Annotated in this window: 19 protein-coding genes; 14 read left to right on the forward strand and 5 right to left on the reverse strand. The window is 64.0% G+C overall.

The features are described from left to right. Positions 1-6 precede the first annotated feature (6 nt). Positions 7-996 carry a Dyp-type peroxidase gene (locus ACFWEM_RS05955; protein WP_378531956.1) on the reverse strand — a complete coding sequence of 330 codons (990 nt, stop codon included), beginning with the start codon at positions 994-996 and terminating at the stop codon, positions 7-9. A 249-nt stretch (positions 997-1,245) separates the two neighbouring features. On the opposite strand from ACFWEM_RS05955, the gene purL reads away from it, so the two are divergent. The 9 genes from purL to purM all read left to right on the forward strand — a co-directional run bounded on the left by purL (position 1,246) and on the right by purM (position 11,599). Further along, on the forward strand, positions 1,246-3,534 hold the full coding sequence (gene purL / locus ACFWEM_RS05960; protein ID WP_230814683.1) for a phosphoribosylformylglycinamidine synthase subunit PurL: 2,289 nt from the start codon (positions 1,246-1,248) through the stop codon (positions 3,532-3,534). 3 nt (positions 3,535-3,537) lie between these two features. Continuing rightward, on the forward strand, positions 3,538-5,322 hold the full coding sequence (locus tag ACFWEM_RS05965; protein ID WP_378531959.1) for an alpha/beta hydrolase: 1,785 nt from the start codon (positions 3,538-3,540) through the stop codon (positions 5,320-5,322). After that, positions 5,319-5,975: a CPBP family intramembrane glutamic endopeptidase gene (locus ACFWEM_RS05970; protein WP_378531961.1), complete on the forward strand. Its 657-nt coding sequence runs from the start codon at positions 5,319-5,321 to the stop codon at positions 5,973-5,975. Before ACFWEM_RS05965 ends, ACFWEM_RS05970 begins: the two co-directional genes overlap by 4 nt. After that, positions 5,975-6,364 (forward strand): sterol carrier family protein, encoded by a 390-nt coding sequence (locus ACFWEM_RS05975; RefSeq protein WP_214883455.1) that lies wholly within the window; start codon positions 5,975-5,977, stop codon positions 6,362-6,364. Before ACFWEM_RS05970 ends, ACFWEM_RS05975 begins: the two co-directional genes overlap by 1 nt. A 147-nt stretch (positions 6,365-6,511) precedes the next feature. Further along, positions 6,512-8,089 carry an amidophosphoribosyltransferase gene (purF, locus tag ACFWEM_RS05980; protein WP_003940541.1) on the forward strand — a complete coding sequence of 526 codons (1,578 nt, stop codon included), beginning with the start codon at positions 6,512-6,514 and terminating at the stop codon, positions 8,087-8,089. 173 nt (positions 8,090-8,262) lie between these two features. Beyond that, the gene (locus ACFWEM_RS05985) at positions 8,263-8,871 is read left to right on the forward strand and encodes an AIM24 family protein (RefSeq protein ID WP_020970622.1); all 609 of its coding nucleotides are present in this window, start codon (positions 8,263-8,265) and stop codon (positions 8,869-8,871) included. 3 nt (positions 8,872-8,874) lie between these two features. Next, positions 8,875-9,552, forward strand: a complete 678-nt coding sequence (locus ACFWEM_RS05990; RefSeq protein WP_378531969.1) for an AIM24 family protein — start codon at positions 8,875-8,877, stop codon at positions 9,550-9,552. A gap of 13 nt (positions 9,553-9,565) precedes the next feature. Next, on the forward strand, positions 9,566-10,312 hold the full coding sequence (locus ACFWEM_RS05995; RefSeq protein ID WP_003939813.1) for an AIM24 family protein: 747 nt from the start codon (positions 9,566-9,568) through the stop codon (positions 10,310-10,312). Positions 10,313-10,519: 207 nt separating this feature from the next. Beyond that, positions 10,520-11,599 carry a phosphoribosylformylglycinamidine cyclo-ligase gene (gene purM / locus ACFWEM_RS06000; RefSeq protein ID WP_003940225.1) on the forward strand — a complete coding sequence of 360 codons (1,080 nt, stop codon included), beginning with the start codon at positions 10,520-10,522 and terminating at the stop codon, positions 11,597-11,599. Positions 11,600-11,747: 148 nt separating this feature from the next. Here the strand turns inward: purM and ACFWEM_RS06005 are convergent, their stop codons facing one another. From ACFWEM_RS06005 to ACFWEM_RS06020, 4 genes are all read right to left on the reverse strand, one after another. Further along, the gene (locus ACFWEM_RS06005; protein ID WP_003940337.1) at positions 11,748-11,951 is read right to left on the reverse strand and encodes a DUF3073 domain-containing protein; all 204 of its coding nucleotides are present in this window, start codon (positions 11,949-11,951) and stop codon (positions 11,748-11,750) included. A gap of 202 nt (positions 11,952-12,153) precedes the next feature. Then, a complete protein-coding gene (locus ACFWEM_RS06010) occupies positions 12,154-13,107 on the reverse strand; it encodes an asparaginase (protein WP_378531971.1) in 954 nt (317 codons plus the stop codon). Next, entirely contained in the window at positions 13,104-13,772 is a 669-nt protein-coding gene (locus ACFWEM_RS06015) for an MOSC domain-containing protein (protein ID WP_378446596.1), read from the reverse strand. The genes ACFWEM_RS06010 and ACFWEM_RS06015 overlap by 4 nt, the downstream gene beginning before the upstream one ends. Continuing rightward, entirely contained in the window at positions 13,769-14,890 is a 1,122-nt protein-coding gene (locus tag ACFWEM_RS06020) for a YgfZ/GcvT domain-containing protein (protein WP_378531973.1), read from the reverse strand. Before ACFWEM_RS06020 ends, ACFWEM_RS06015 begins: the two co-directional genes overlap by 4 nt. A gap of 79 nt (positions 14,891-14,969) precedes the next feature. Here ACFWEM_RS06020 and ACFWEM_RS06025 point away from each other — a divergent pair, with 79 nt between their 5' ends. From ACFWEM_RS06025 to cydC, 5 genes are all read left to right on the forward strand, one after another. Continuing rightward, on the forward strand, positions 14,970-15,833 hold the full coding sequence (locus ACFWEM_RS06025) for an aminodeoxychorismate lyase (RefSeq protein WP_378446594.1): 864 nt from the start codon (positions 14,970-14,972) through the stop codon (positions 15,831-15,833). Between the two features lie 154 nt (positions 15,834-15,987). Further along, a complete protein-coding gene (locus ACFWEM_RS06030; RefSeq protein WP_378531975.1) occupies positions 15,988-17,487 on the forward strand; it encodes a cytochrome ubiquinol oxidase subunit I in 1,500 nt (499 codons plus the stop codon). Positions 17,488-17,496: 9 nt separating this feature from the next. Continuing rightward, positions 17,497-18,540, forward strand: coding sequence for a cytochrome d ubiquinol oxidase subunit II (gene cydB, locus ACFWEM_RS06035; RefSeq protein ID WP_003939727.1), 1,044 nt, complete (start codon positions 17,497-17,499; stop codon positions 18,538-18,540). 58 nt (positions 18,541-18,598) lie between these two features. Beyond that, entirely contained in the window at positions 18,599-20,287 is a 1,689-nt protein-coding gene (cydD, locus tag ACFWEM_RS06040) for a thiol reductant ABC exporter subunit CydD (protein WP_378531977.1), read from the forward strand. Continuing rightward, entirely contained in the window at positions 20,277-21,965 is a 1,689-nt protein-coding gene (cydC, locus tag ACFWEM_RS06045) for a thiol reductant ABC exporter subunit CydC (RefSeq protein ID WP_378531980.1), read from the forward strand. Before cydD ends, cydC begins: the two co-directional genes overlap by 11 nt. The last annotated feature ends 126 nt before the right edge of the window (positions 21,966-22,091 follow it).

Genomic DNA, 22,091 nt, shown 5'->3' on the forward strand with positions numbered 1-22,091 from the left:
GCGTAGTTAAGGAAGTGCAGGGAGCCCAGTGGGCGTAGAGGGCGCAGTCGGTAGATCCTCGAAGAAGTCGGCGCTCGGTGTGAAGAACATCGAGCCCGTCATGGCCGTCGAGAAGTCGAGCAGACGGTCGTAATTGCCGCGAGGGTTGCCGAGAAACATGTTCTCGAGCATCCGTTCGGTGATCGCCGGAGTGCGGCAGTAGCCGATGAAGAAGGTGCCGATCTCGTCGTCGCCGAGGCGTCCGTACGGCATGTTGGCACGCAGGATCTCGAGAGCCTTGCCGTTCTCGTCCTTGATCGCGTTGAGGGCTACGTGCGAGTTGGCCGGCTTCACTTCCGACGTCATCTCGATGTCCTCGAGCTTGCTGCGCCCGATCACACGCTCCTGCTCGTCGACGGTGATTGCTTCCCAGTCCCGCATCTTGTGGATGTAGCGCTGGATGTGGACGTAGCTGCCGCCTGCGAACTCTGGATCCTCGTCGCCGACCGTCACCGCGGCGACGGCGTCGCGGCCCACCGGATTCTCGGTGCCGTCGACGAAGCCGATGAGGTCGCGGTTCTCGAAGTACTGGAAGCCGTGAACTTCGTCCACGACGGTGGCCGCGCCGTGCAGTCGCTTCGTGATCTGCCGAGCGACCTCGAAACACGCGTCCATGCTCATCGCGCGGATGTGGAAGAGCAGATCGCCGGGAGTCGACGGCGCCGAGTGAACGTCACCCTGTAGAGCGGTGAACGGGTGCAGTAGGGCAGGGCGCGGACCGGCGAACAGTCGATCCCAGGCCGACGATCCGATGCTTGTCACCACATCCAAACCTGATCCGGGGACGCGCAGTCCCACGGCGCGCTGCAGACCCGCGACGTCGGCGAGTAGTTCTCGTGTGGTGTTCTCGCCACCCGGATTCACGGTCGCGACCAGGAAAATTGCAGCCGGAGTGAGGGGAGTGGTCACCGACTGGGACTGCGCCGTGAGATCGGACTGACGAACATCCTGGGGCATGCGAGGCCTTTCGAGGAGAGAGTGGACCGGGCTGACTTTAAGAAAACCGACCGGATTACCCAAACCGGTTCGGGTGTGACCGGCGATACTTCGCAGGCCCGGAGGTGTTGCGGGTGCTGCCGTCTGCGGAAGTCGTCGGCCCACACCGATAGACTGTCCCCCGGCACGTTCTTTCGTTGGGCACATTCGTGGTGTCCCGCTCCGCGCCGGCTTGCCTCTTGACTCCCGTAGGGAAGGGACCACTCTCCAGTGTCTGCTCACCAGGTCGATACCGTCACGCACGCATCGGCTGATCCCGATGCCGCTCAGCCGTTCAAGGAGCTCGGTCTCAAGGACGACGAATACGCACGCATCAAGGAGATCCTGGGCCGCCGTCCCACGGACGCCGAACTGGCGATGTACTCGGTGATGTGGAGCGAGCACTGCTCGTACAAGTCCTCCAAGGTCCACCTCGGATACTTCGGCAAGACCACCACCGACGAGATGCGCGCCAACATGCTGGCCGGTATCGGTGAGAACGCCGGCGTCGTCGACATCGGTGACGGCTGGGCAGTCACGTTCAAGGTCGAGAGCCACAACCACCCGTCGTACGTCGAGCCCTACCAGGGTGCGGCCACCGGCGTCGGCGGCATCGTCCGCGACATCATGGCCATGGGTGCGCGCCCGATCGCCGTCATGGATCAGCTGCGTTTCGGCGCTGCTGACGCCCCCGATACCCGTCGCGTCGTCGACGGTGTCGTGCGCGGTGTCGGTGGATACGGAAACTCCCTCGGCCTCCCCAACATCGGCGGCGAGACGGTCTTCGACGAGTCCTACGCAGGCAACCCGCTGGTCAACGCCCTCGCGGCCGGCGTAATGCGTGTCGAGGATCTGCATCTGGCCTTCGCTTCAGGTGCGGGCAACAAGATCATCCTGTTCGGCGCACGCACCGGTCTCGACGGAATCGGTGGCGTCTCGGTTCTCGCGTCGGCAACGTTCGACGACGAGGGTGGCGACACCGGCGGACGTAAGAAGCTGCCCGCGGTTCAGGTCGGCGACCCGTTCACCGAGAAGGTGCTCATCGAGTGCTGTCTCGACCTCTACAAGGCCGGCCTCGTTGTCGGTATCCAGGACCTCGGCGGCGCCGGGCTGTCCTGCGCCACCTCCGAGCTGGCTGCAGCCGGCGACGGCGGCATGCACATCAACCTCGAGAAGGTTCCGATGCGCGCCACCGGCATGACCCCGGCCGAGGTGCTCTCGAGCGAATCGCAGGAGCGCATGTGCGCCGTGGTCACGCCCGAGAACGTCGATGCGTTCATGGAGGTCTGCAAGAAGTGGGACGTCCTGGCCACCGACATCGGCGAGGTCACCGATGGTGAGCACCTCACCATCTCCTGGCACGGCGAGACCGTCGTCGACGTTCCCCCGCGCACCGTCGCTCACGAGGGACCGGTCTACAACCGTCCCGTCGAGCGCCCGGCAAGCCAGGATGCGTTGATCGCGAACACGACCGCAGGGCTCGAGCGTCCCGAGACGGACGAAGAACTCGAAGCCACTTTGCTGAAGATGATCGCCTCGCCTGCCCTGTGCAGCCGCAAGTGGATCACCGAGCAGTACGACCGCTACGTCCGCGGCAACACCGTCCTGGCCGAGAACGCCGACGGCGGCGTCATCCGCATCGACGAGAAGACCGGACGCGGAATCGCGCTGTCCACCGACGCTTCGGGCCGCTACACCGCGCTCGATCCGTACACCGGTGCCCAGCTCGCATTGGCCGAGGCTTTCCGCAACGTGGCAGTCACGGGCGCAACGCCCAAGGCCGTCTCCAACTGCCTCAACTTCGGTTCGCCCGAGGATCCGGGTGTCATGTGGCAGTTCCAGCAGGCTGTTCGCGGCCTCGCCGATGGCTGCGCCACCCTCGGCATCCCCGTCACCGGCGGCAATGTCAGCTTCTACAACCAGACCGGATCCACGGCGATCCTGCCGACGCCGGTGGTTGCCGTCCTCGGTGTGATCGACGACGTTCACCGCCGCATCCCGACGGGCCTCGGACTCGAGCCCGGCGAGACGCTGATCCTGCTCGGCGACACCCACGACGAGTTCGACGGTTCAATCTGGTCGCAGGTCGAGCACGGTCATCTCGGTGGCGTACCGCCGAAGGTCGACCTGGCCCGCGAGCAGCTGCTCGCGGACATCCTGCTCGCCTCCTCGCGTGACGGACTGGTCACCGCAGCCCACGATCTCTCCGAGGGTGGACTGGCCCAGGCCGTCGTCGAAGCTGCGCTGGCCGGCGAAACCGGTTGCCGCATCCTGATTCCCGAGGGTGCCGATCCGTTCGTCACCCTGTTCTCGGAATCGTCGGGACGCGTCCTCGTTGCTGTTCCGCGCACGGAAGAAACCCGCTTCACGGGTATGTGCACCGCCCGCGGCTTGCCGTGGACGCGTATCGGAGTCGTCGACGAGGGCAGTGATTCCGTCGAGGTCCAGGGACACTTCTCCGTCACGATGGCCAAGCTCCGTGAGGCCTTCGAGGGAACGCTGCCCGCTCTGTTCGGGTGATAGATGGTCGATTCCGGAGAACTGACTTCTTCTGACAGCCAGCCGCAGGAACACCACCTGCGGCTGGCTGTTCCCGCATCTCTCGAGAAGCTCGACAACCGCTTCACCGAGTGGGCGTGGGGTCTCCTCAAGCTCGACTTCACCGGCATCGCGTTTGCCGCGTTCTTCTTCTGCTGGTCGTTGACTCCTTCGCTGCTTCCGCGAGATTGGCTGTTCCAAGGTCTGATCGGCGGCATCAACTCGGCCATCGGCTACGGGGTCGGTACCGCGATCGGCTGGGCTGTCGAGCGATACCTGCTCAGCGGGCGACGGTGGTGGCCACTGCCCGAACCGGTGCCCTCCGCGATCAAAGTGTTCGTTCCGGTCGCGTCCATCGTCGCGGCGATCATCATGCTGGTCTACGCGGCCGGGTGGCAACGCGAAATCGCGGCACTGACCGATGCCGAAGGCACAACCACCTCGGGCTACATCCGAACCCTCGGACTGAGCCTGCTCGTCGGCGGTCTGCTCATCTCGATCTGGCGGGTCCTCCACGGTCTGGTGAAACTGATTGCCCGACAGCTGATGCGGCGGTTCCACTGGTCACGATCGGTGGCCAATGGCGTCGGTGTCCTGGTTGTCACCGTTCTGTTCTTCATGCTGGTCGACGGCGTCCTGGTCCGCGGAATCTACGCAGCGACCAACTCGATCTTCAGTCTGCAGAACTCGACCACTCGCGACGGCGTCGTCGAACCGCAGGATCCGATGAAATCGGGTAGCCCCGAATCTGCCGCTCCCTGGGACACGTTGGGGTTCGAGGGACGAAACTTCGTCTCGCGCGGACTCGACGCGCAGGAACTCGAAGCGGCAACCGGTAAGCCGGCGATGGATCCGATTCGTGTGTACGCCGGCCTCGAAAGCGCCGAAGATCCCGAAGAGCGCATGGACCTGGTCATCAAAGAACTGGAGAGGACCGGCGCATTCCAGCGCAAGGTTCTCGTGGTCATTCCGACGACGGGTACGGGGTGGGTCAATCCCACTGCGGCGCAGGCAATCGAACTTGTGCACGACGGCGACACTGCTCTTGTCGCCAGCCAGTACTCGTACCTGCCGAGTTGGATCTCGTTCCTCGCCGACCAGGAGAAGGCGCAAGCTGCCGGACGCCTGTTGATCGAGCGGGTGCACGAAAGATGGCTCCAGGAACCGGAAGCCACCAGGCCGAAGTTCATGGTCTACGGCGAGAGCCTCGGCGTCATGGCCGGCGCCGGAGCCTTCGACACACTGCAAGCGGCGCGCGATACCGCCGACGGAATTCTGTGGGTGGGCCCACCGAACGCGACGCAGTTGTGGCGTTCGATCGAGAAGAGGCGCGATCCCGGCACCCCCGAAGTAGCGCCCGTGTACGCGGACGGCCTGGCCGGCGTACGGTTCGCGGATCGCTCCGAAGACATTCCGACCGACGGGATGACGTGGCCGGAGCCGCGAGTTCTGTTTGTCCAGCACCCTTCCGATCCGGTGGTGTGGTGGTCGCCCGACCTGATGTTCAATCGTCCCGAGTGGCTCAAGGAAGTACCGGGATTCGACCGCTCACCGTCGATGAAGTGGTTCCCGGTCGTGACGTTCTGGCAGGTGTCCGCCGACCTCGGCAACGCCGCGGGAGTTCCGGACGGTCATGGTCACAATTACGGAACCTCCGTTCTGGACGCCTGGATCAGCGTTGCCCAGCCCGAGGGATGGACGGCCGCAGAAACCGAGCGGGTGCGATCGGCTTTGGTTGTCGCCGTGAAATCCGAGGGCCCGGAGAAGTGAGGGGAGCAGCCTCGATCGCGCTCTCCGCCGCCGCGGTCACCTGGAGCAACGTCGTGCTTCCAGCATTCGGTCTTTCGCCTCGTGCCCGCGCCGTGGTCAACACCGCAGCTGGTCTGTCGGCTATCGGCGTCCTACTCGCACGTGGTTACACCCGCGAGGAACTCGGCTTGGCGCACACCGGCATTCGTGGTGGCGCCCAGTTCGGCGGAGCCGCGGCCGGCGCAGTGCTTACGGGTTACAGCGTCGCTTTAGCCGTTCCCTCGTTGCGCGCGACTCTCGCTGCCGACGAGCGCGCAGACGGCCGCGAAGACTTCCTCGAATGGATCATCCTGCACATCCCGTTCGGCACAGTGCTCTCCGAGGAACTGTTGTTCCGTAGCGCGATGTCCGCGGTCTGGAACCGCGAATTGAACAGACCGACCGCGCAGGCCGTTCACGCACTGACTTTCGGGCTGTGGCACGTCGCCCCCGCCCGCGGCGCCGGCGACAACGTTCCCGCAGCAGTGGCCTTCACCGGTGCTTCGGCATTGCTGTTCGAGTGGCTGCACCGCCGGGGCGGCAGCGTGCTTGCCCCCGCCCTGCTGCACCTGGCCACGAATGCCGGTGGCGCACTTGCCGTTCGTATCGCTACTCGCAGACAGGGAGTGAACTGATGCCGCCCCGCCGCGCCGTCGACCCCGCCGAATTTCGAGCCGCCGTCCTGGCCGTCGGCCCATGGCTTCGAGATCCGGAACTGCCGAAGCCTTCGCGCAGTGAACTCGGTGCGGCAGTGAAGATGAGTGCGCGCACTCTCGAACAGATCGCCCCCGGATCGAGCGTCGAGGTGCGCGTCCCACCGTTTGTTGCGGTGCAGTGCATCGAAGGTCCGCGTCACACGCGCGGAACCCCGCCCAACGTCGTCGAGACAGACGCTCGGACCTGGTTGCAGATGGTCACCGGACTCCTCGAGTTTTCCGAGGCCGCAGGTGACGGACGAGTCGACGCATCAGGTAGCCGCGCCCCAGAAATAGCGCACTGGCTCCCCCTGCTGCGGTTGGCGTAGTGACAGAGCGGTTGGTGCAGTTACTAGAGACCGTCCGGTTCGCTTCGGAGTGATCTGAGGCCCAAGGCTGCCCTCAGGGGAAGTGGGTCCCAAAATGGCCGTAGACTGTGGATGCCCCCCAACCCCTGCCCACAAAGGGAGCGCCCGGTGACTCGTGCCGATCTGTCGGTCAACAGTCCAAATCTCCTCGCTTCGAACCCGTCCGACGAGGACGAGAACGAGCCCCGCGAAGAATGCGGTGTATTCGGCGTTTGGGCGCCGGGAGAGGATGTGGCGAAGCTCACTTATTACGGCCTGTACGCACTGCAGCACCGTGGTCAAGAAGCTGCCGGCATTGCGGTAGCCGACGGCTCCCAGGTGTTGGTGTTCAAGGATCTCGGCCTGGTCAGTCAGGTATTCGACGAGCAGACCCTCGCAGCGATGCCAGGACATGTCGCCGTCGGACATTGCCGTTATTCGACGACCGGTTCCACGACGTGGGAGAACGCGCAGCCCATCTTCCGTACGACCACTGCCGGTACGGGCATCGCGCTCGGCCACAACGGCAACCTAGTGAACACCGCTGAACTGGCGAGCCGCACCCGTGCGGCCGGCCTGGTCAACGACAAGCGCCCCAATGCCGCGACTTCCGACTCCGACCTCATCGGTGGTCTGCTGGCACACGCTGCCGGCGACAGCACCATCGAACAGGCCGCGATGGAATTGCTCCCCACGTTGGAGGGCGCGTTCTGCCTGACCTTCATGGACGAGCACACGCTGTACGCAGCGCGCGATCCGCATGGCATCCGCCCGCTCTGCCTCGGCCGTTTGGATCGCGGTTGGGTAGTCGCCAGCGAGACCGCAGCCCTCGACATCGTGGGTGCGTCGTTCGTCCGCGACATCGAACCCGGTGAGCTGCTCGCGATCGACGCCGACGGCGTTCGCTCCTCGCGTTTCGCGAATCCGACGCCCAAGGGCTGCGTCTTCGAGTACGTCTACCTTGCCCGTCCCGACAGTGTCATCGGTGGCCGTTCTGTCCACTCGACCCGCGTCGAGATCGGCCGTCTGCTCGCCAGCGAGCATCCCGCCGAAGGTGACTTGGTCATCCCCGTTCCCGAGTCCGGCACCCCCGCAGCCGTCGGATACGCACAGGGCTCAGGCATCCCCTACGGCCAGGGTCTGATGAAGAACGCCTACGTCGGCCGTACCTTCATCCAGCCGTCGCAGACGATCCGCCAGCTCGGTATCAGGCTCAAGCTCAACCCGCTCAAGGAAGTCATCCGCGGCAAGCGCCTTGTGGTGGTGGACGATTCGATCGTTCGCGGCAACACCCAGCGTGCGCTCATCCGGATGCTCCGCGAAGCCGGCGCTCTCGAAATCCACGTCCGCATCGCCTCGCCGCCGGTCAAGTGGCCTTGTTTCTACGGCATCGACTTCGCCTCACCGGCCGAGTTGATCGCCAATGGAGCGGGCGGACAGGACGCGACTTTCGAGGAAATGCTCGACGGCGTGCGTCGCTCCATCGGAGCGGACACCCTCGGATACATCTCCACCGAAGGCATGATCGCCGCCACCGAGCAGCCGGCCAGCCGTCTGTGCGCCGCGTGCTTCGACGGGACCTACCCGATCGCGCTTCCCAAGGAAACGTCGATCGGCAAGAACGTCCTCGAGGGGATGCTCGAGAGCACCGCAGGTTCGACCGCCACTCGCGACAACGACAACGCGAGCGCGCTCAGCCGTCCCTGAACACCGAAAGCGCTGAACACCGAAAGCCTGAAATTCGACAGCCGAGAATCTGCCGTCCACAGCATGTGGGCGGCAGATTTTCTGTTCACGATTTTCTGTTCACGACTTTCTGCTCGACGACACGGCATCCGTCGTGGGCATCTGGCATAGTGCCCTCCGTGGCGCAACTGAGAATGGATGGGCACCGGGTACTGGTCGCAGACCTGGTGGGGGACACCATCAAAGCGATCAACGGCTCGATGGTGGCGTACGAGGGCGCGATCACCTTCAAGAACGCCGGTATGGGCGGTGGTGGCGGGCTGCGTGCCGCGCTCAAACAGAAGGCGGCAGGTGAATCACTGTCCCTGATGGAAGTCAGCGGTCAAGGCACCGTCTACTTCGCGGTCGACGCCCAGGACATCACGATCATCGAGCTCGACAACGACGCTTTGCATGTCGAAGCCTCACAATTGCTCGCATTGGTCGGCCAACTGCGAACCGACGTGAAATTTGCCGGTCTCCGCGGCGCAGGTTCAGGACAGGGATTGTTCACGACGGTCGTCAGCGGCACGGGTCTGGTGGCCGTGCTGTCGAAGGGCGGACCGATCATCGCGCTCGAAGTCAGCCCGCAGTATCCGCTGGTTGCCGATCCCGACGCCTTCGTCGCTCACCGCGGTCAGCTGAACCAGAGCTTCGTCACCGACGTCACCTGGCGCTCCGCGATCGGCGGTGGCAGCGGTGAAGCGTTCTCGCTGCGATTCGACGGATCCGGTGTCGTCTACATCCAGCCCGAGGAGCGCTGACCCATGCCGTTGGAATTGGTGAACAGCAAGGTCGTCAAGTCGACTCTTACACCGGGACAGAACGTGCTCGCCCGCACCGGGTCGATGCTCTACTACACCGGCGACGTCCGCTTCGTCCCGCACAGCATGGGCGGTGGGCCAGGCGCCATGCCGAACATGGGCGGTATCGCCGGGATGGCCGGCCGCATGATGTCCGGCGAACACGCACGCATGATGGCCGCCGAGGGAAACGGTGAGGTTTTCTACGGGCACGCCGGTCTTTACGTCGAGGTCATCCACCTCGACGGTTCGTCGATGCTCACGGTCGAAGCCGACCGGCTCCTCGCACACGACGGCTACCTGCAGAGTTCGATAGTCGCTCTCACGTCGCAGGGCGGTGTGCGCGGAGCGGTACGTGGCGCCATGACCGGTCAAGGCCTGTTCACGACACAGTTGCACGGACAGGGAAGCGTCGCGGTTCTCTCGCACGGGGGCGCGATTCCGTTGCAGGTCGGTCCGAACAATCCTCAGGTCGTCGTCGACCCGCAGGCGTACGTGTGCCACATCGGTCAGATCAACGTCGACATCTCCGCGAACGTCGGCTGGCGCGAGGCCGTCGGCAAGGGCTCGGGGGAGTCCATCCAGCTGAAGATGACCGGCGCCGGCACCGTCTGGGTCCAGGCGTCCGAGCAGAAGTTCTGAGAGGGCACAGAGCATGGGTATCGAAATTCACAATCCGGCAACTCTGCCCGCGAACGACAACGTCCCTGGCAACGACTACGCCTTCTGCGTCGAGATGGCCGGGCAGCCGTGGTTCACGTCCAAGGGCGCGATGATCGCGTACTACGGAAACATCAACTTCGAACCGCTCGGGCGCACGAGTATGACGGCGATCGTCGCGGCCAGGTTCTCTTCGCCGCTCTACGCGGACGACTGGGTGCTCGCCCAGGGACAGGGAAAGTTGATCCTCGGTGACCGCGGGTTCAACATCAATTCCTACGACCTCGACGACGGCAACCTCACGATTCGCGCGGCCAATCTCCTCGCCTTCGAGACGAGCCTGGACCTCAAACAGTCCATCGTCCCAGGCTTTTTGACGCTTCTGGGGACGGGCAAGTTCCTGGCGTCGTCCAACGGGCCGGTCATGTTCGCGGAGCCGCCGCTGCGTATCGACCCGCAGGCGTTGGTGGGTTGGGCTGACTGCCCGTCACCGTCCCACCACTTCGACGCCGACTGGATGCAGAGCTTCCTGGGTGCGGTTCGCGGAAGCATGTTCGGCGCGAACACCGGCGAAGAACGCCAGTTCGATTTCACCGGAGCCGGGACGGTACTGATCCAGTCGAGCGAGAAGGTCGTCCATGACGGACATCTCCTCAAACACATCGAATCCGAGACCGTCGCACTCGGGCAGAACAGTCTGCGCGCGCTGCACGCCTCGATCGGCGCGCGGCTGCAGAACTGACGTCTCGGGGTACGCGAGGTCTCACCGAGGGGGCCGGTCCGGTAGCGTATGGGCGTAATCGTCGGTATTTGTGTGCGCGCTCTGGGTCTCGAGTCGAACGATCCATCTCGCGTCACGAGGATTGCAAACACTTCACATTGCAAGACCACTTACCTGTGCACGAGCAATACGTGCTCGCGAGAAATACAAGGCTGGAGTAGTAACCCGATGACCGAGGACAGTCACCGCACCGCAGGCGCCTCCTACGCGGCAGCAGGAGTCGATATCGCCGCAGGCGACCGGGCGGTGGAACTCTTCGCCCCTCTGGCAAAGAAGGCCAGCCGCCCCGAGGTCATGGGTGGCCTCGGTGGTTTCGCCGGCTTGTTCTCCCTCAAGGGTGACTACAAGGAGCCGCTGCTCGCCGCATCGACCGACGGCGTCGGAACCAAGCTCGCTGTCGCCCAGGCGATGGACAAGCACGACACGGTCGGACTCGACCTCGTCGCCATGGTTGTCGACGACCTCGTCGTCTGTGGCGCTGAGCCGCTGTTCCTCCAGGACTACATCGCCGTCGGCCGGGTCATCCCCGAGCGTGTCGCGGAATTGGTCAGCGGTATCGCCGAGGGCTGCATCCAGGCCGGCTGCGCTCTCCTCGGTGGCGAGACCGCCGAGCACCCCGGCATCATGGCCGACGGTGACTACGACCTCTCCGCAACCGGCGTCGGTGTCGTCGAGGCCGAGAAGCTGCTCGGACCGGACCGCGTTCGCCCCGGCGACGTCGTCATCGCCATGGGTTCTTCGGGACTGCACTCCAACGGTTACTCGCTGGCCCGCAAGGTCCTGCTCGAGATCGACCGGATGAACCTGAGCGCACACGTCGACGAGTTCGGCCGCACGCTCGGTGAGGAACTGCTCGAGCCCACCAAGATCTACGCCAAGGACTGCCTGGCACTCGCTGCCGAGACCGACGTGCGCACCTTCTGCCACGTCACCGGTGGCGGCCTCGCCAACAACCTCGCGCGCGTCATGCCCAAGGGCCTGGTCGCCGAACTCGATCGCGGAACCTGGAGCCCCGCTCCGGTCTTCGCGATGATCGCGCAGCGCGGACGCGTCGAGCGCGCCGAGATGGAGCAGACCTTCAACATGGGCGTCGGCATGGTCGCCGTCGTCGCGCCCGAGGACGTCGACCGCGCGCTGGCCGTCCTCACCGCGCGCCACATCGACTGCTGGACGCTCGGTAGCGTCAAGAAGGCGTCGGACGCCGCTGCAGAGCGTGCGTTCCTGGCCGGAGACCACCCGCGCTTCTGAACCGCAACGTCAACTGCCCCATCGGAGAGATCCGGTGGGGCAGTTTTGTTTCCGCACAAGCAGGCGCGAGGCAGAAAATGGAACGCAAAAATGAGGAAGAGCGATCAGCTCTTCCTCATTTCACAGTCTGCGCGGTGGCAGTGCGCGGTCAACGCCGCCAGTCGTCGTAGTCGTCCTCTCGCGCATGCCCTTCCCTATCGGAAGTCTGGTCCGATCGGACACTGCTCCGATGCGAGTTGGTCGATCCACCTGCGAGCTCTCTTTGCAGGCTGTCGAAATCCGTGGTCGGTACGCTGTATTTCAATTCGCGTGCAACCTTGGTCTGCTTTGCCTTAGCCCGGCCGCGGCCCATGGCTGACCCCCTCGCGCTTTCGCGGGGCGGCCTGGGGAATTTGGCGGCCCCGTTTGAGTGTGTAAGTTTCCTGACACACACTCTAGCGTGGAAAAGTCGCTTCCGCTTCCACGAAGGCCTCACCGCCGTGTCTGATTGCTCTCACTATGGCCGCGAGCTGCCAGGATGCTGAAAGAACTCGTCAGAACTTTGTGAGAACTGCTCAGAAGTTTCCCGGAATTGCGCGAATCGTCCCCACTCGGGCGTCGCCGCCGAAGACCGGAGCGGACGCGAGGGCCGCCAACTCCTCGGTCCACTCCGTGTTCATACGCTTGAGCAGAGCTGCCGCCAAGGGCAGGAGCGCCCGCTCGTGACCGTCGTCGATCTTGAGGGCAAAAGCGGAACCGTCGGGAAGCGCTCCGGCGTAGATGCCGTCGTATCCGGTCTTGGAGAACAGACCCGGCACTGCGGACATCAGACGCTGATCGTTGCGGCCCGTGCCCGAGACGAGGAAGGGGTTCTCGCGGACCGCGTCGGCCACCGCTCGTTCGGGGGAGTCGGGCTCAGCCGAGGGCAGGCGTCCGAATGCCCGAGCCAGGTTCGTGAGCGAGAGCGGCACGATCGGGAGACCACAACCGTCGATGCCGAGTTCCTGTTCTTCCTCGCCACTGAGATCGAAGATCGTCTCCTGGATCGCTAGCTGCAGGGGATGAGTCGGCTCCATGTACGTCTCGAGCGGCCAGTCGTTCACGACGCACGTCGCGAGCATCGCGGAGTGCTTGCCCGAGCAGGTCATGTAGATAGGGCTGGGAAGCTCGCCCGCGGCGATCAGTTCGGCTCGGGCCAGTTCGTTGCCCGGGAGGTCGGACGGGCACTGCAATTGGTCGACGCCGAGTTGGTAGCGAGCGAGGAGCGCGGCGACCAGTTCGATGTGATCGGCCTCGCCCGCGTGTGAGGACGACGCGATGGCCAACTCTTCCGGGCTGGTGGGTGCAAAGCCGTTACGAAGCGCAGCGACGGCTTGCAGCGGCTTGTTCGCGGAGCGGGGGTAGATAGGTGTGTGAATTTCCCCGAGTCCGACAACGACCTCGCCGTCGGCGCCGAGAATGACGGCCGATCCGCGGTGCACGCATTCGCGGAATCCGGAGCGGACTACTTCCACCAATTCGATACTCACGAGTGCACCTGCGCTTCTGCTTGTTCGATGAACCTCTGGACACGCGCGGTGACGTTCGGTGCAAGATCGGTGTGTTCTGCGAGCAGACGTCGAAGCCGCTCGGGGTCCGTTCCGGCGAAGACCTCGCGAACAGTCACTCCGTGATCCGGAACGTGGACTCGGGTGACCGAGTCGCCCGCGGCGATCGTGCCGGTCCGGTTGACGCGAAGATAGGCGCCGACGTCGGTCCGCTCGGTGAATCGCTTGACCCAGCCCTTCTCCGCGGCCCAGATGCCGAACGTGCCGCACGGGACGCGGGGAGCGGTCACCTCGAGTTCGAGAACGTCCGACGCCTCGGCTCCGGTGATGTGCCAGCGCTCGCCGATCACGGCGTCCGTGACGAGCATCCCGCTGATGTGGAGATTCTCGCCGAACCATCCGGGGCCGAGAGGTCGGCCCAATTCGTCCGACCAACGCTGGGCTTCGTCGCGCTGATAGGCGTAGACAGCTTGGAAGGCGCCGCCGTGGAACTCGGTGTCGCAGACGTAGTCGCCGCCGAGTCCGAGTCGGCCGACAGCGACGCGGCCGTCGACGGGACGCTTGTCGATCGCGGTTCGCGGGACGCGCCTGACGCCACTGTCACGTTCGGTGTGGAGGACGCAGACCGCGTCAACGGTGCCCGTCACTTTCCGCGCAATCGGTTGACAGCCTCACGTCCGGCCTGGGGTGCGTCGTCCGCGACGATCGAGTCCGGATCGATGGACGCGGCGCTGGGTCCGGCCATGAGTTCGGTGTCGACCGGAATGTTGCGCTTGATCAGAGCGAGCGCGATGGGGCCGAGTTCGTGATGATTGACAACGGTGCCGACGCGTCCGACGGCTCGTCCGCCCGCCGTGATCGGGTCACCCGGTTCCGGGACGGCTTCGGCGCTGCCGTCGAGGTGCAACATGACGAGATGGCGCGGGGGCTTGCCGAGATTGTGAACCCGGGCGACGGTTTCCTGACCGCGGTAGCAGCCCTTGTCGAGGTGGACGGCGCCGTGCTCGGCCGGCCCACCGATCCAGTGGACCTCGTGCGGGATCGTCCGATCGTCGGTGTCCAGTCCGAGGCGCGGCCTCGTCGCTTCGACGCGAAGTGCCTCGAAGGCCCAACTTCCGGCGGGCTTCGCGCCGGCATCGATCAGCTTGGTCCACCACGCCGCCAATTGCTCACGTGGGATGAGGAGATCGAAAGAGTTCTCGGTGGGCCACGGCATGCGGCGGACAAATCCGCCGTCGGCAAACGCGAGAGCGTCGTAGGCCTCGGTGGGTGTCTGAACCTCGAGTGCGGCGAGGACAGTGGACGCTTCGGGTCCGATCAGGCTCAGGACCGCGAGTTCGTTGCCGTCTCGGGGTTCGGCCTTGGACCAGAACACCATCTTCTTCAAGAAGGAGAGGAGGTCTGGTCCGCGGTCGGCCTCGGTGTCGATCCAGGTGACACCTGCCAAGTCTGTCTGCACGAAGTGGTGCTCGACGCGTCCGTTGACGTCCAGGCTCAGATTTTCGGCGCTCTTGCCGTCGGGGAGCGCGGCGATGTGCTGGCTCGAGATCGTGTGCAACCAGGTGAGGCGTTCGTCGCCGGGAATGGCGATCACGAATCTGTGACTGCGGTCGACCACCACTGCTGCGCGCTGCGCGGTTCGCTGTTCACCGAGGGGATCGCCGTAGTGCCATGCGACACCGATGTCGGCCGAACCGTCCGGTGCGGTGACCGCGCCGGGGGAAGTCAGAAGTGGGCTGTTGGGCACAAGAGCGTTGTCGACCACAAGACCAGTCTAGGAGTGTGGGCGGGATCGCGGTTACAGGGCGGCCCCGGCGGCTCGGCGGATCGTTAGGGTTGATGGCATGCCTGATCGCGTATTGGTGACTCTCGACCATGAGGTGCTCGATGCTGACGCACCGTTTCTGCACGCCGACGACCTGGCGGTGGTGCGCGGCGACGGAGTCTTCGAGACGCTGTTGGTGCGCGACGGTAGAGCGCGGGTGGTCGAGGGACATCTGAGTCGACTGGTTCTGAGCGCGCGGGCGCTGGGTCTGCCCGCTCCGGTTCTCGATGACTGGCGTCTGGCGATCGAGATGGCAGCCGAGGAGTGGGGGACAGAGAAGGAAGGCGCTCTTCGTCTTGTTCTGACCCGCGGCCGTGAGAGCGGTGACAAGCCGACAGCCTTCGTGATGGTCGGCCCGGTGGCTGATCGGGTCAGGCAGGTCCGTGAATCGGGGCTGTCGGTGATGACTCTCGAGCGAGGTTTCTCCGTCGATCTCTCTGCCCGGGCACCTTGGCAGCTACTGGGCGCGAAGACGTTGTCCTACGCAACCAACATGGCTGCGCTTCGATATGCGGCGAATTTGGGTGCTGACGATGTGATCTTCGTCAGTTCCGAGGGCAATGTGTTGGAGGGGCCACGCTCGACGGTGGTGATCGTACGGGACAGGACTTTGATCACACCTCCTCCTGCACAGGGCATTTTGATGGGTACGACGCAGCGTGCTCTGTTCGACGTTGCCGGCAGTGCGCGCTTCGATTGCCGATACGAAACCCTCCGACCTGCGGATTTGATTGCGGCCGACGGAGTGTGGCTGGTTTCGAGCGTCACGTTGGCCGCGCGCGTCCATACACTCGACGGGCTCGCATTGCCAGAGCCGAAGGTCTCTGAGGAATTCGCGGAATTGGTTGAACGTGCAATTGATTCGGATTCGGCAGGGCGATAGGCGAATAGGAATCGCGACAGGTCTCTACTACATTTGGTAGTAGCAAAGTCCTGCGGTCCAAACCGGACAGCAGTACCGTGTCCGCAGGGGCCGAGCGACTGCCCGCGTCTCGAACCCCGAAGCCTGTCCCAGGGCCCTACTCTCGGAGTAGCCAATGGATACTTTGGACGTCTCCAGGTGGCAGTTCGGTATCACTACCGTCTACCACTTCATCCTTGTTCCGCTGACCATCGGACTTGCACCGATGATCGCGATCATGCAGACGATGTGGGTGGTCACCAAAAAGGACCACTGGTATCGGCTCACCAAGTTTTTCGGCAAGCTTTTCCTCATCAACTTCGCACTCGGTGTAGCCACCGGCATCGTGCAGGAGTTCCAGTTCGGCATGAACTGGAGCGAGTACTCGCGATTCGTCGGTGACGTCTTCGGAGCTCCACTCGCGTTGGAAGGCCTTGTCGCCTTCTTCATGGAGTCCGTCTTCATCGGACTCTGGATCTTCGGTTGGGGCAGGCTGCCCAAACTTGCACACCTGGCGTGCATTTGGCTCGTGGCGATCGGCGTCAACGCGTCGGCGTTCTTCATCATCGCGGCCAACTCGTTCATGCAGCATCCGGTCGGTGCGACGTACAACCCTGAAACGGGTCGTGCCGAGCTCACCAGCATCTGGGAGTTGTTGACCAACAACACCGCTCTCGCGGCCTTCCCGCACGCGGTTGCCGGCGCCTTCCTGACGGCGGCGACGTTTGTAGCCGGCATCAGTGGTTGGTGGATGGTGCGGAACATGCGCCGCGCCAAGCAGGCTGAGGCCGCCGAAGCCGAGCGCCTCGAATCCGATGCGCGCACGATGTACCGCCCGGCAACACGATTCGCCTTGCTCGTCATGATCGTGGCCGGAATCGGCATCATCTACACCGGTGACGTCCAAGGCAAGCTCATGTTCCAGCAGCAGCCCATGAAGATGGCGTCGGCGGAATCGCTGTGCGACACCGAGATGGATCCGGATTTCTCGATCCTCACTATCGGCACTCACAACAACTGTGACAGCGTGACGCACGTTCTGAAGGTGCCGTTCGTTCTGCCATGGTTGGCCGAGGGCAAGTTCACCGGCGTCGAACTGCAAGGCGTGAACCAACTGCAGGAGCAGGCGGAGCAGGACTTCGGACCGGGCAACTACCGACCGAATCTCTTTGTCACGTACTGGTCTTTCCGCGCCATGATCGGCCTTGCCGCCGGTTCGGCCGCACTGGCTCTCGCGGGACTGTGGGTCACCCGCAAGGGGCGAGTCCCGGACCAGAAGTGGTTCGGAATCCTCAGCCTCGTCGCGATTCCCACTCCGTTCATGGCGAACAGTGCCGGCTGGATCTTCACCGAGATGGGCCGTCAGCCCTGGGTGGTGCATCCCAACCCGACCGGCGTCGACATGATCAGACTCACTGTCGACCAAGGTGTTTCGGACCACGCATCGGCGACCGTCTGGGCTTCGCTGATCACCTTCACCCTCCTGTACGGAGCGCTGGGTGTCGTCTGGTTCAAGCTGATCGTGCGATACGCCAAGGAAGGCCCGTTGGAGCACGACATGCATCCGCCGGGCGATACAGATCATGACGAGCCGGAAGATCCGGACAAGCCCAAACAACTGTCGTTCGCGTACTAGGAGGCGATCATGGGACTTCAAGAAGTATGGTTCGTGCTCGTCGCAGTACTGTTCATCGGTTACTTCGTCCTCGAAGGGTTCGACTTCGGTGTCGGAATGCTCATGCCGATCGTCGGCAGAGGCAGTGACCTCCCGGCCGATACGCGTCGACGGGTGGCGCTCAACACGATCGGCCCGGTGTGGGACGGCAACGAAGTGTGGCTGATCACGGCCGGTGGCGCGATGTTCGCGGCATTCCCGGAGTGGTACGCGACGTTGTTCTCCGGGTTCTATCTACCGCTGCTGATCATCCTGGTGGCCTTGATCGTTCGGATCTGCGCCATCGAATGGCGGAGCAAGATCGACGACGACAAATGGCGTCAGCGTTGCGACTGGGGCATCATCTTCGGCTCCTGGGTCCCGGCAGTTCTCTGGGGCGTGGCTTTCGCGAACATCGTTCGGGGCGTGGCGATCAACGCCGACAAGCAGGTCGAGTCGGGATTCTTCGATCTGCTCAATCCTTACGCACTGCTCGGCGGTCTGACCACCGCGCTGGTGTTCGCTCTCCACGGCGCTGTGTTCCTGGCGCTCAAGAGTGCCGACGAGGTTCGTGAAGATGCCGTGAAAATTGCTGCACGGCTGGCAATTCCAGCTATTCCGGTTGCCGGCGGATTCGTCCTGTGGACGCAACTCGCCTACGGCAAGGGATGGACGTGGATTCTGGTAGCCGCCGCTGCTGCCGCTCTGATCGGCGTCGTCTTCCTGACGCGGGCCGAGCGCGAAGGCTGGGCCTTCGTTCTCACTTGTGTGGCCGTCATCGCCACTGTCGTGCTGCTGTTCGCCTCGCTGTTCCCGAACGTCATGCCGTCGACGCTTGATCCGGCATACAGCCTGACCATCGAGAACGCGTCGTCGAGTCCGTACACGCTCAAGGTGATGACGTGGGCCGCGGCATTCATGACGCCGGTGGTGATCATCTACCAGGGTTGGACGTACTGGGTGTTCCGTCAACGCATCTCCTCCAAGCAGATTCCGGCGTCGATCGGCCTGCGATTCAAGGAGAAGACGTGGTAGTGGCAAACCCGCAATCACAAAAGATTCGAATCACGAAAGAACTGACGGTCGAATTCACGTGACTATCGAAGTAGGCGACGCTCCCACCACTCGGGAGCGTCGCCGGGGGCCGATCGACCCGCGGCTGTGGCGACATTCCGCTTCTGCGCGCGGCTATCTGATCCTGACTGTTGCTCTGTCGATGGTGGACGTCGTGATGGTCATCGTCGCGGCGCTCATGATCGGCCGGGTGCTGGCCGGAGTGATCACCACTCGAACTGTGGATGTTTCCTCGTGGACAACCGAATTGGTTGTTCTAGGCGCAGCTGTGGCGGTCCGAGTTCTGGGGACTTGGCTGCAGACCAGGTATGCGCACCGGGCGTCGACTCGCGTCGTTGCCGAGATCAAGAACGGCGTGCTGACGTCGGCGACGGCGATGAGTCCTCGCGATCTCGATCCTCGGCGTGACGAGATCGCGACCGTGGTCACCCGCGGTGTCGACGGTCTTGGCCCGTACCTGACGGGATACCTTCCGGCTCTGGTCTTGTCGTTGACGCTGACACCCATCACCCTGATAGTCATTGCGGTGCAGGACATGACGTCTGCGGTCATCATCTTCGTGACGCTGCCGCTGATCCCCATCTTCATGATTCTGATCGGCTTGCTGACAAAGGGTAAGTCGGAGAAGACGCTGGCAGCGATGACCACGTTGTCTTCGCAACTGCTCGATCTGCTTGCCGGTTTGCCGACGCTTCGGGCGCTCGGTCGTCAGCAAGGTCCTGCCGAGCGCGTCCGTGAACTCGGTGACGCTCATCGGCGAACGACGATGTCCGCCCTCCGCGTCGCGTTTCTGTCCTCGATGGTGTTGGAACTTCTCGCAACACTCTGCGTTGCATTGGTGGCCGTGAGCATCGGCCTGCGACTGGTGTACGGGGACATGACACTCGAGCCGGGGATAGTCGCGCTGATCCTCGCGCCCGAGGTGTACCTGCCGCTCCGAATGGTGGGAACCCAGTTCCATGCCGCCGAGGACGGAATGGCCGCAGCCGACAAGGCATTCGAGGTTATCGAGGCCGATTCTGCTGCGCCGGAGGGTGGCTGGACGACTGTAGTCGCTCGCGGCGCCGACATCGTCTTCGACGGCATCGGTGTGGCCTCTCGTGGGGGAGTAGCGCCGTCTGAACTGTCCGCCGTTGCGTCTCCAGGAAAGATCACGGTGCTCACCGGTCCCAACGGTTCCGGCAAGTCGACGGCAGTGCACACGCTACTCGGGTTGATCGAACCGAGCAGTGGGCGCGTGACCGTCGCCGGCGTCGATGTCCGAGACCTGGACGAGCACGCGTGGTGGAGTCAGTTGGCCTGGCTACCGCAACATCCGGTCCTCCTGCCCGGCACCATTCGCGAGAACCTCGATCTCACCGGGGCTGTCGAGTCGCAGGCGTTGGCTCGAGCTGCGGCCGCGACGGGATTCGACGCGGTACTGGCCGAGCTGCCTGCGGGCGTCGAGACCGTGATCGGCGTCGGCGGCACTGGTCTGTCGTTGGGGCAGCGGCAGCGCCTGGCCCTGACACGCGTCCTCGCCTCCGACCGCGCGGTTCTTGTCCTGGACGAACCCACCGCTCACCTCGACTCCGATTCGGAAGGGACAGTGTTGGCTTCTCTGAGAGCACGAGCGGAGCGCGGCGACACCGTGGTCGTGATCGGCCACCGTCCGAGTGTGCTCGTCGCGGCTGACCGGATCGTCGAGGTACACGCTCATGAGAAGTGATACTCACGATCCGCTCCTGCGTGCTCTGCGGCTACTGGAACTTCGGCCACGACGAGTACTGACGGCGGTAGCGGCGGGCGTCGCAACACTCGGCAGCGCCCTCGCCTTGGCCGCGCTGTCCGCGTGGTTGATCACGCGGGCCTGGGAGATGCCTCCCGTTCTCGACCTCAGCGTTGCGGTGGTTGCCGTACGCGCATTGGGAATCTCGCGTGGTGTCTTTCGTTATCTCGAGCGATTGACGACGCACGACGTCGCGTTGCGCGGCACCACCGCAGCGCGATCGAGGATCTACCAGCAGTTGGCAGCGGGAGATCCCGCGGCCGCTGCCGGACTGCGACGCGGCGACCTGCTCTCACGAACCGGCGCCGATGTGGACGCGCTGGGCGACGTCGTCGTCAAAGCACTGATCCCGATTGCGGTTTCGATTGTCCTCGCGTTCGCTGCGGTGGGAATCTTGTTGTTCATCTCCGTTCCGGCCGCGCTCATTCTCGCTGTTGCGCTGGCGGTGTCCGGGATCGCGGCACCCTGGCTGTCGGCTCGTGCTGCTCGACTCGCCGAAGCCGACAGTTCAGCTGCCGCAGTTCGATTCAGCGAGTCTGCGGTGACGGCCCTCGACCATTCTGCCGAGCTTCGGGTATCGGGCCGCTTGGATCAAGCAGTGAGCGAGGCTGTCTCCGCCGAGAACGAGGTGGTCGACGCGACCGATCGTGCGGCGGTACCGAGTGCCTTTGCCGCCGCTGCGACGCCTCTCGCAATCGGCGTGAGCGTCCTCGGGGCTCTACTGATCGGAATCGCGCTCTACGGAACCACCGACATGTCACCGATGTCCATGGGAATCCTTGTACTGCTTCCCTTGTCGGCTTTCGAGGGAACCGCGATACTGCCCAGCGCAGCGGTAGCGTTGACCAAGGCGCGACTGGCGTCGGCGCGCATCATGGCGGTTCTCGATCGAGCGGACGAGGAACACGTCGAAGGTGACCGTGCGTGGCCGGAGGACGGGGTCCTGGGCGTGCACGCGTTGCGGGCGGGTTGGCCCGGGGGGAAGGTGACCGAACCGCTGTCGGTGGATCTTCCTCGCGGTGCTCGTGTTGCCGTCATCGGCGAGAGCGGATCGGGAAAGACCACTGCGCTGATGACGATGGCGGGACTGCTGCCGCCCGTCGCGGGAACAGTTCGCGTTGGCGGAGTGGATGTTTCGGAAGTCGATCCGGCCGAGCTGCGTCGTCACGTGGGGTACTTCGCCGAGGACGCACACCTCTTCGAGACGTCGGTACTCGAGAACCTGCGCGTTGCACGCGGTGACCTCACCGTCGAGGACGCGGAGAAAGCACTTGCCGCAGTCGGTCTCGGCGATTGGCTGGCGGAACTGCCGGACGGGCTCGACACCTACCTGGTCGGCGGTATGCGAGCGGTTTCGGGCGGTGAGCGTCGTCGGTTGCTGTTGGCACGCGCGATCGTCTCGCCCGCGGAGGTGCTGCTGCTCGACGAGCCGACCGAGCACATGGACGCGGAGGCCGGCGCTCAGTTGCTTCGGGAGTTGCTCGATCGTGACGGAATGCTGGTCGATTCTTCGCGAACGGTTGTTGTCGTCACTCACCAACTTCCGGCCGGTACGGGAGCTGACCAGGTGATATGCGTCGGAAAAGTTTCTGTGGAAAATACGTTGCCGTCATCGTGAAGTGGGCGTACTTTCTCCAGTACACAAGGAAGGAGGTGGTCTGAAATTGAAGTACAGACGGACGCGTGAGGTGGCTGCCAGCTAGCCGCAATCGCTGACGGAATTCACTTACCGCGCGAGCGGCCG

This window comes from Rhodococcus sp. NPDC060176 (assembly GCF_042728675.1).
GTDB lineage: Bacteria > Actinomycetota > Actinomycetes > Mycobacteriales > Mycobacteriaceae > Rhodococcus_F.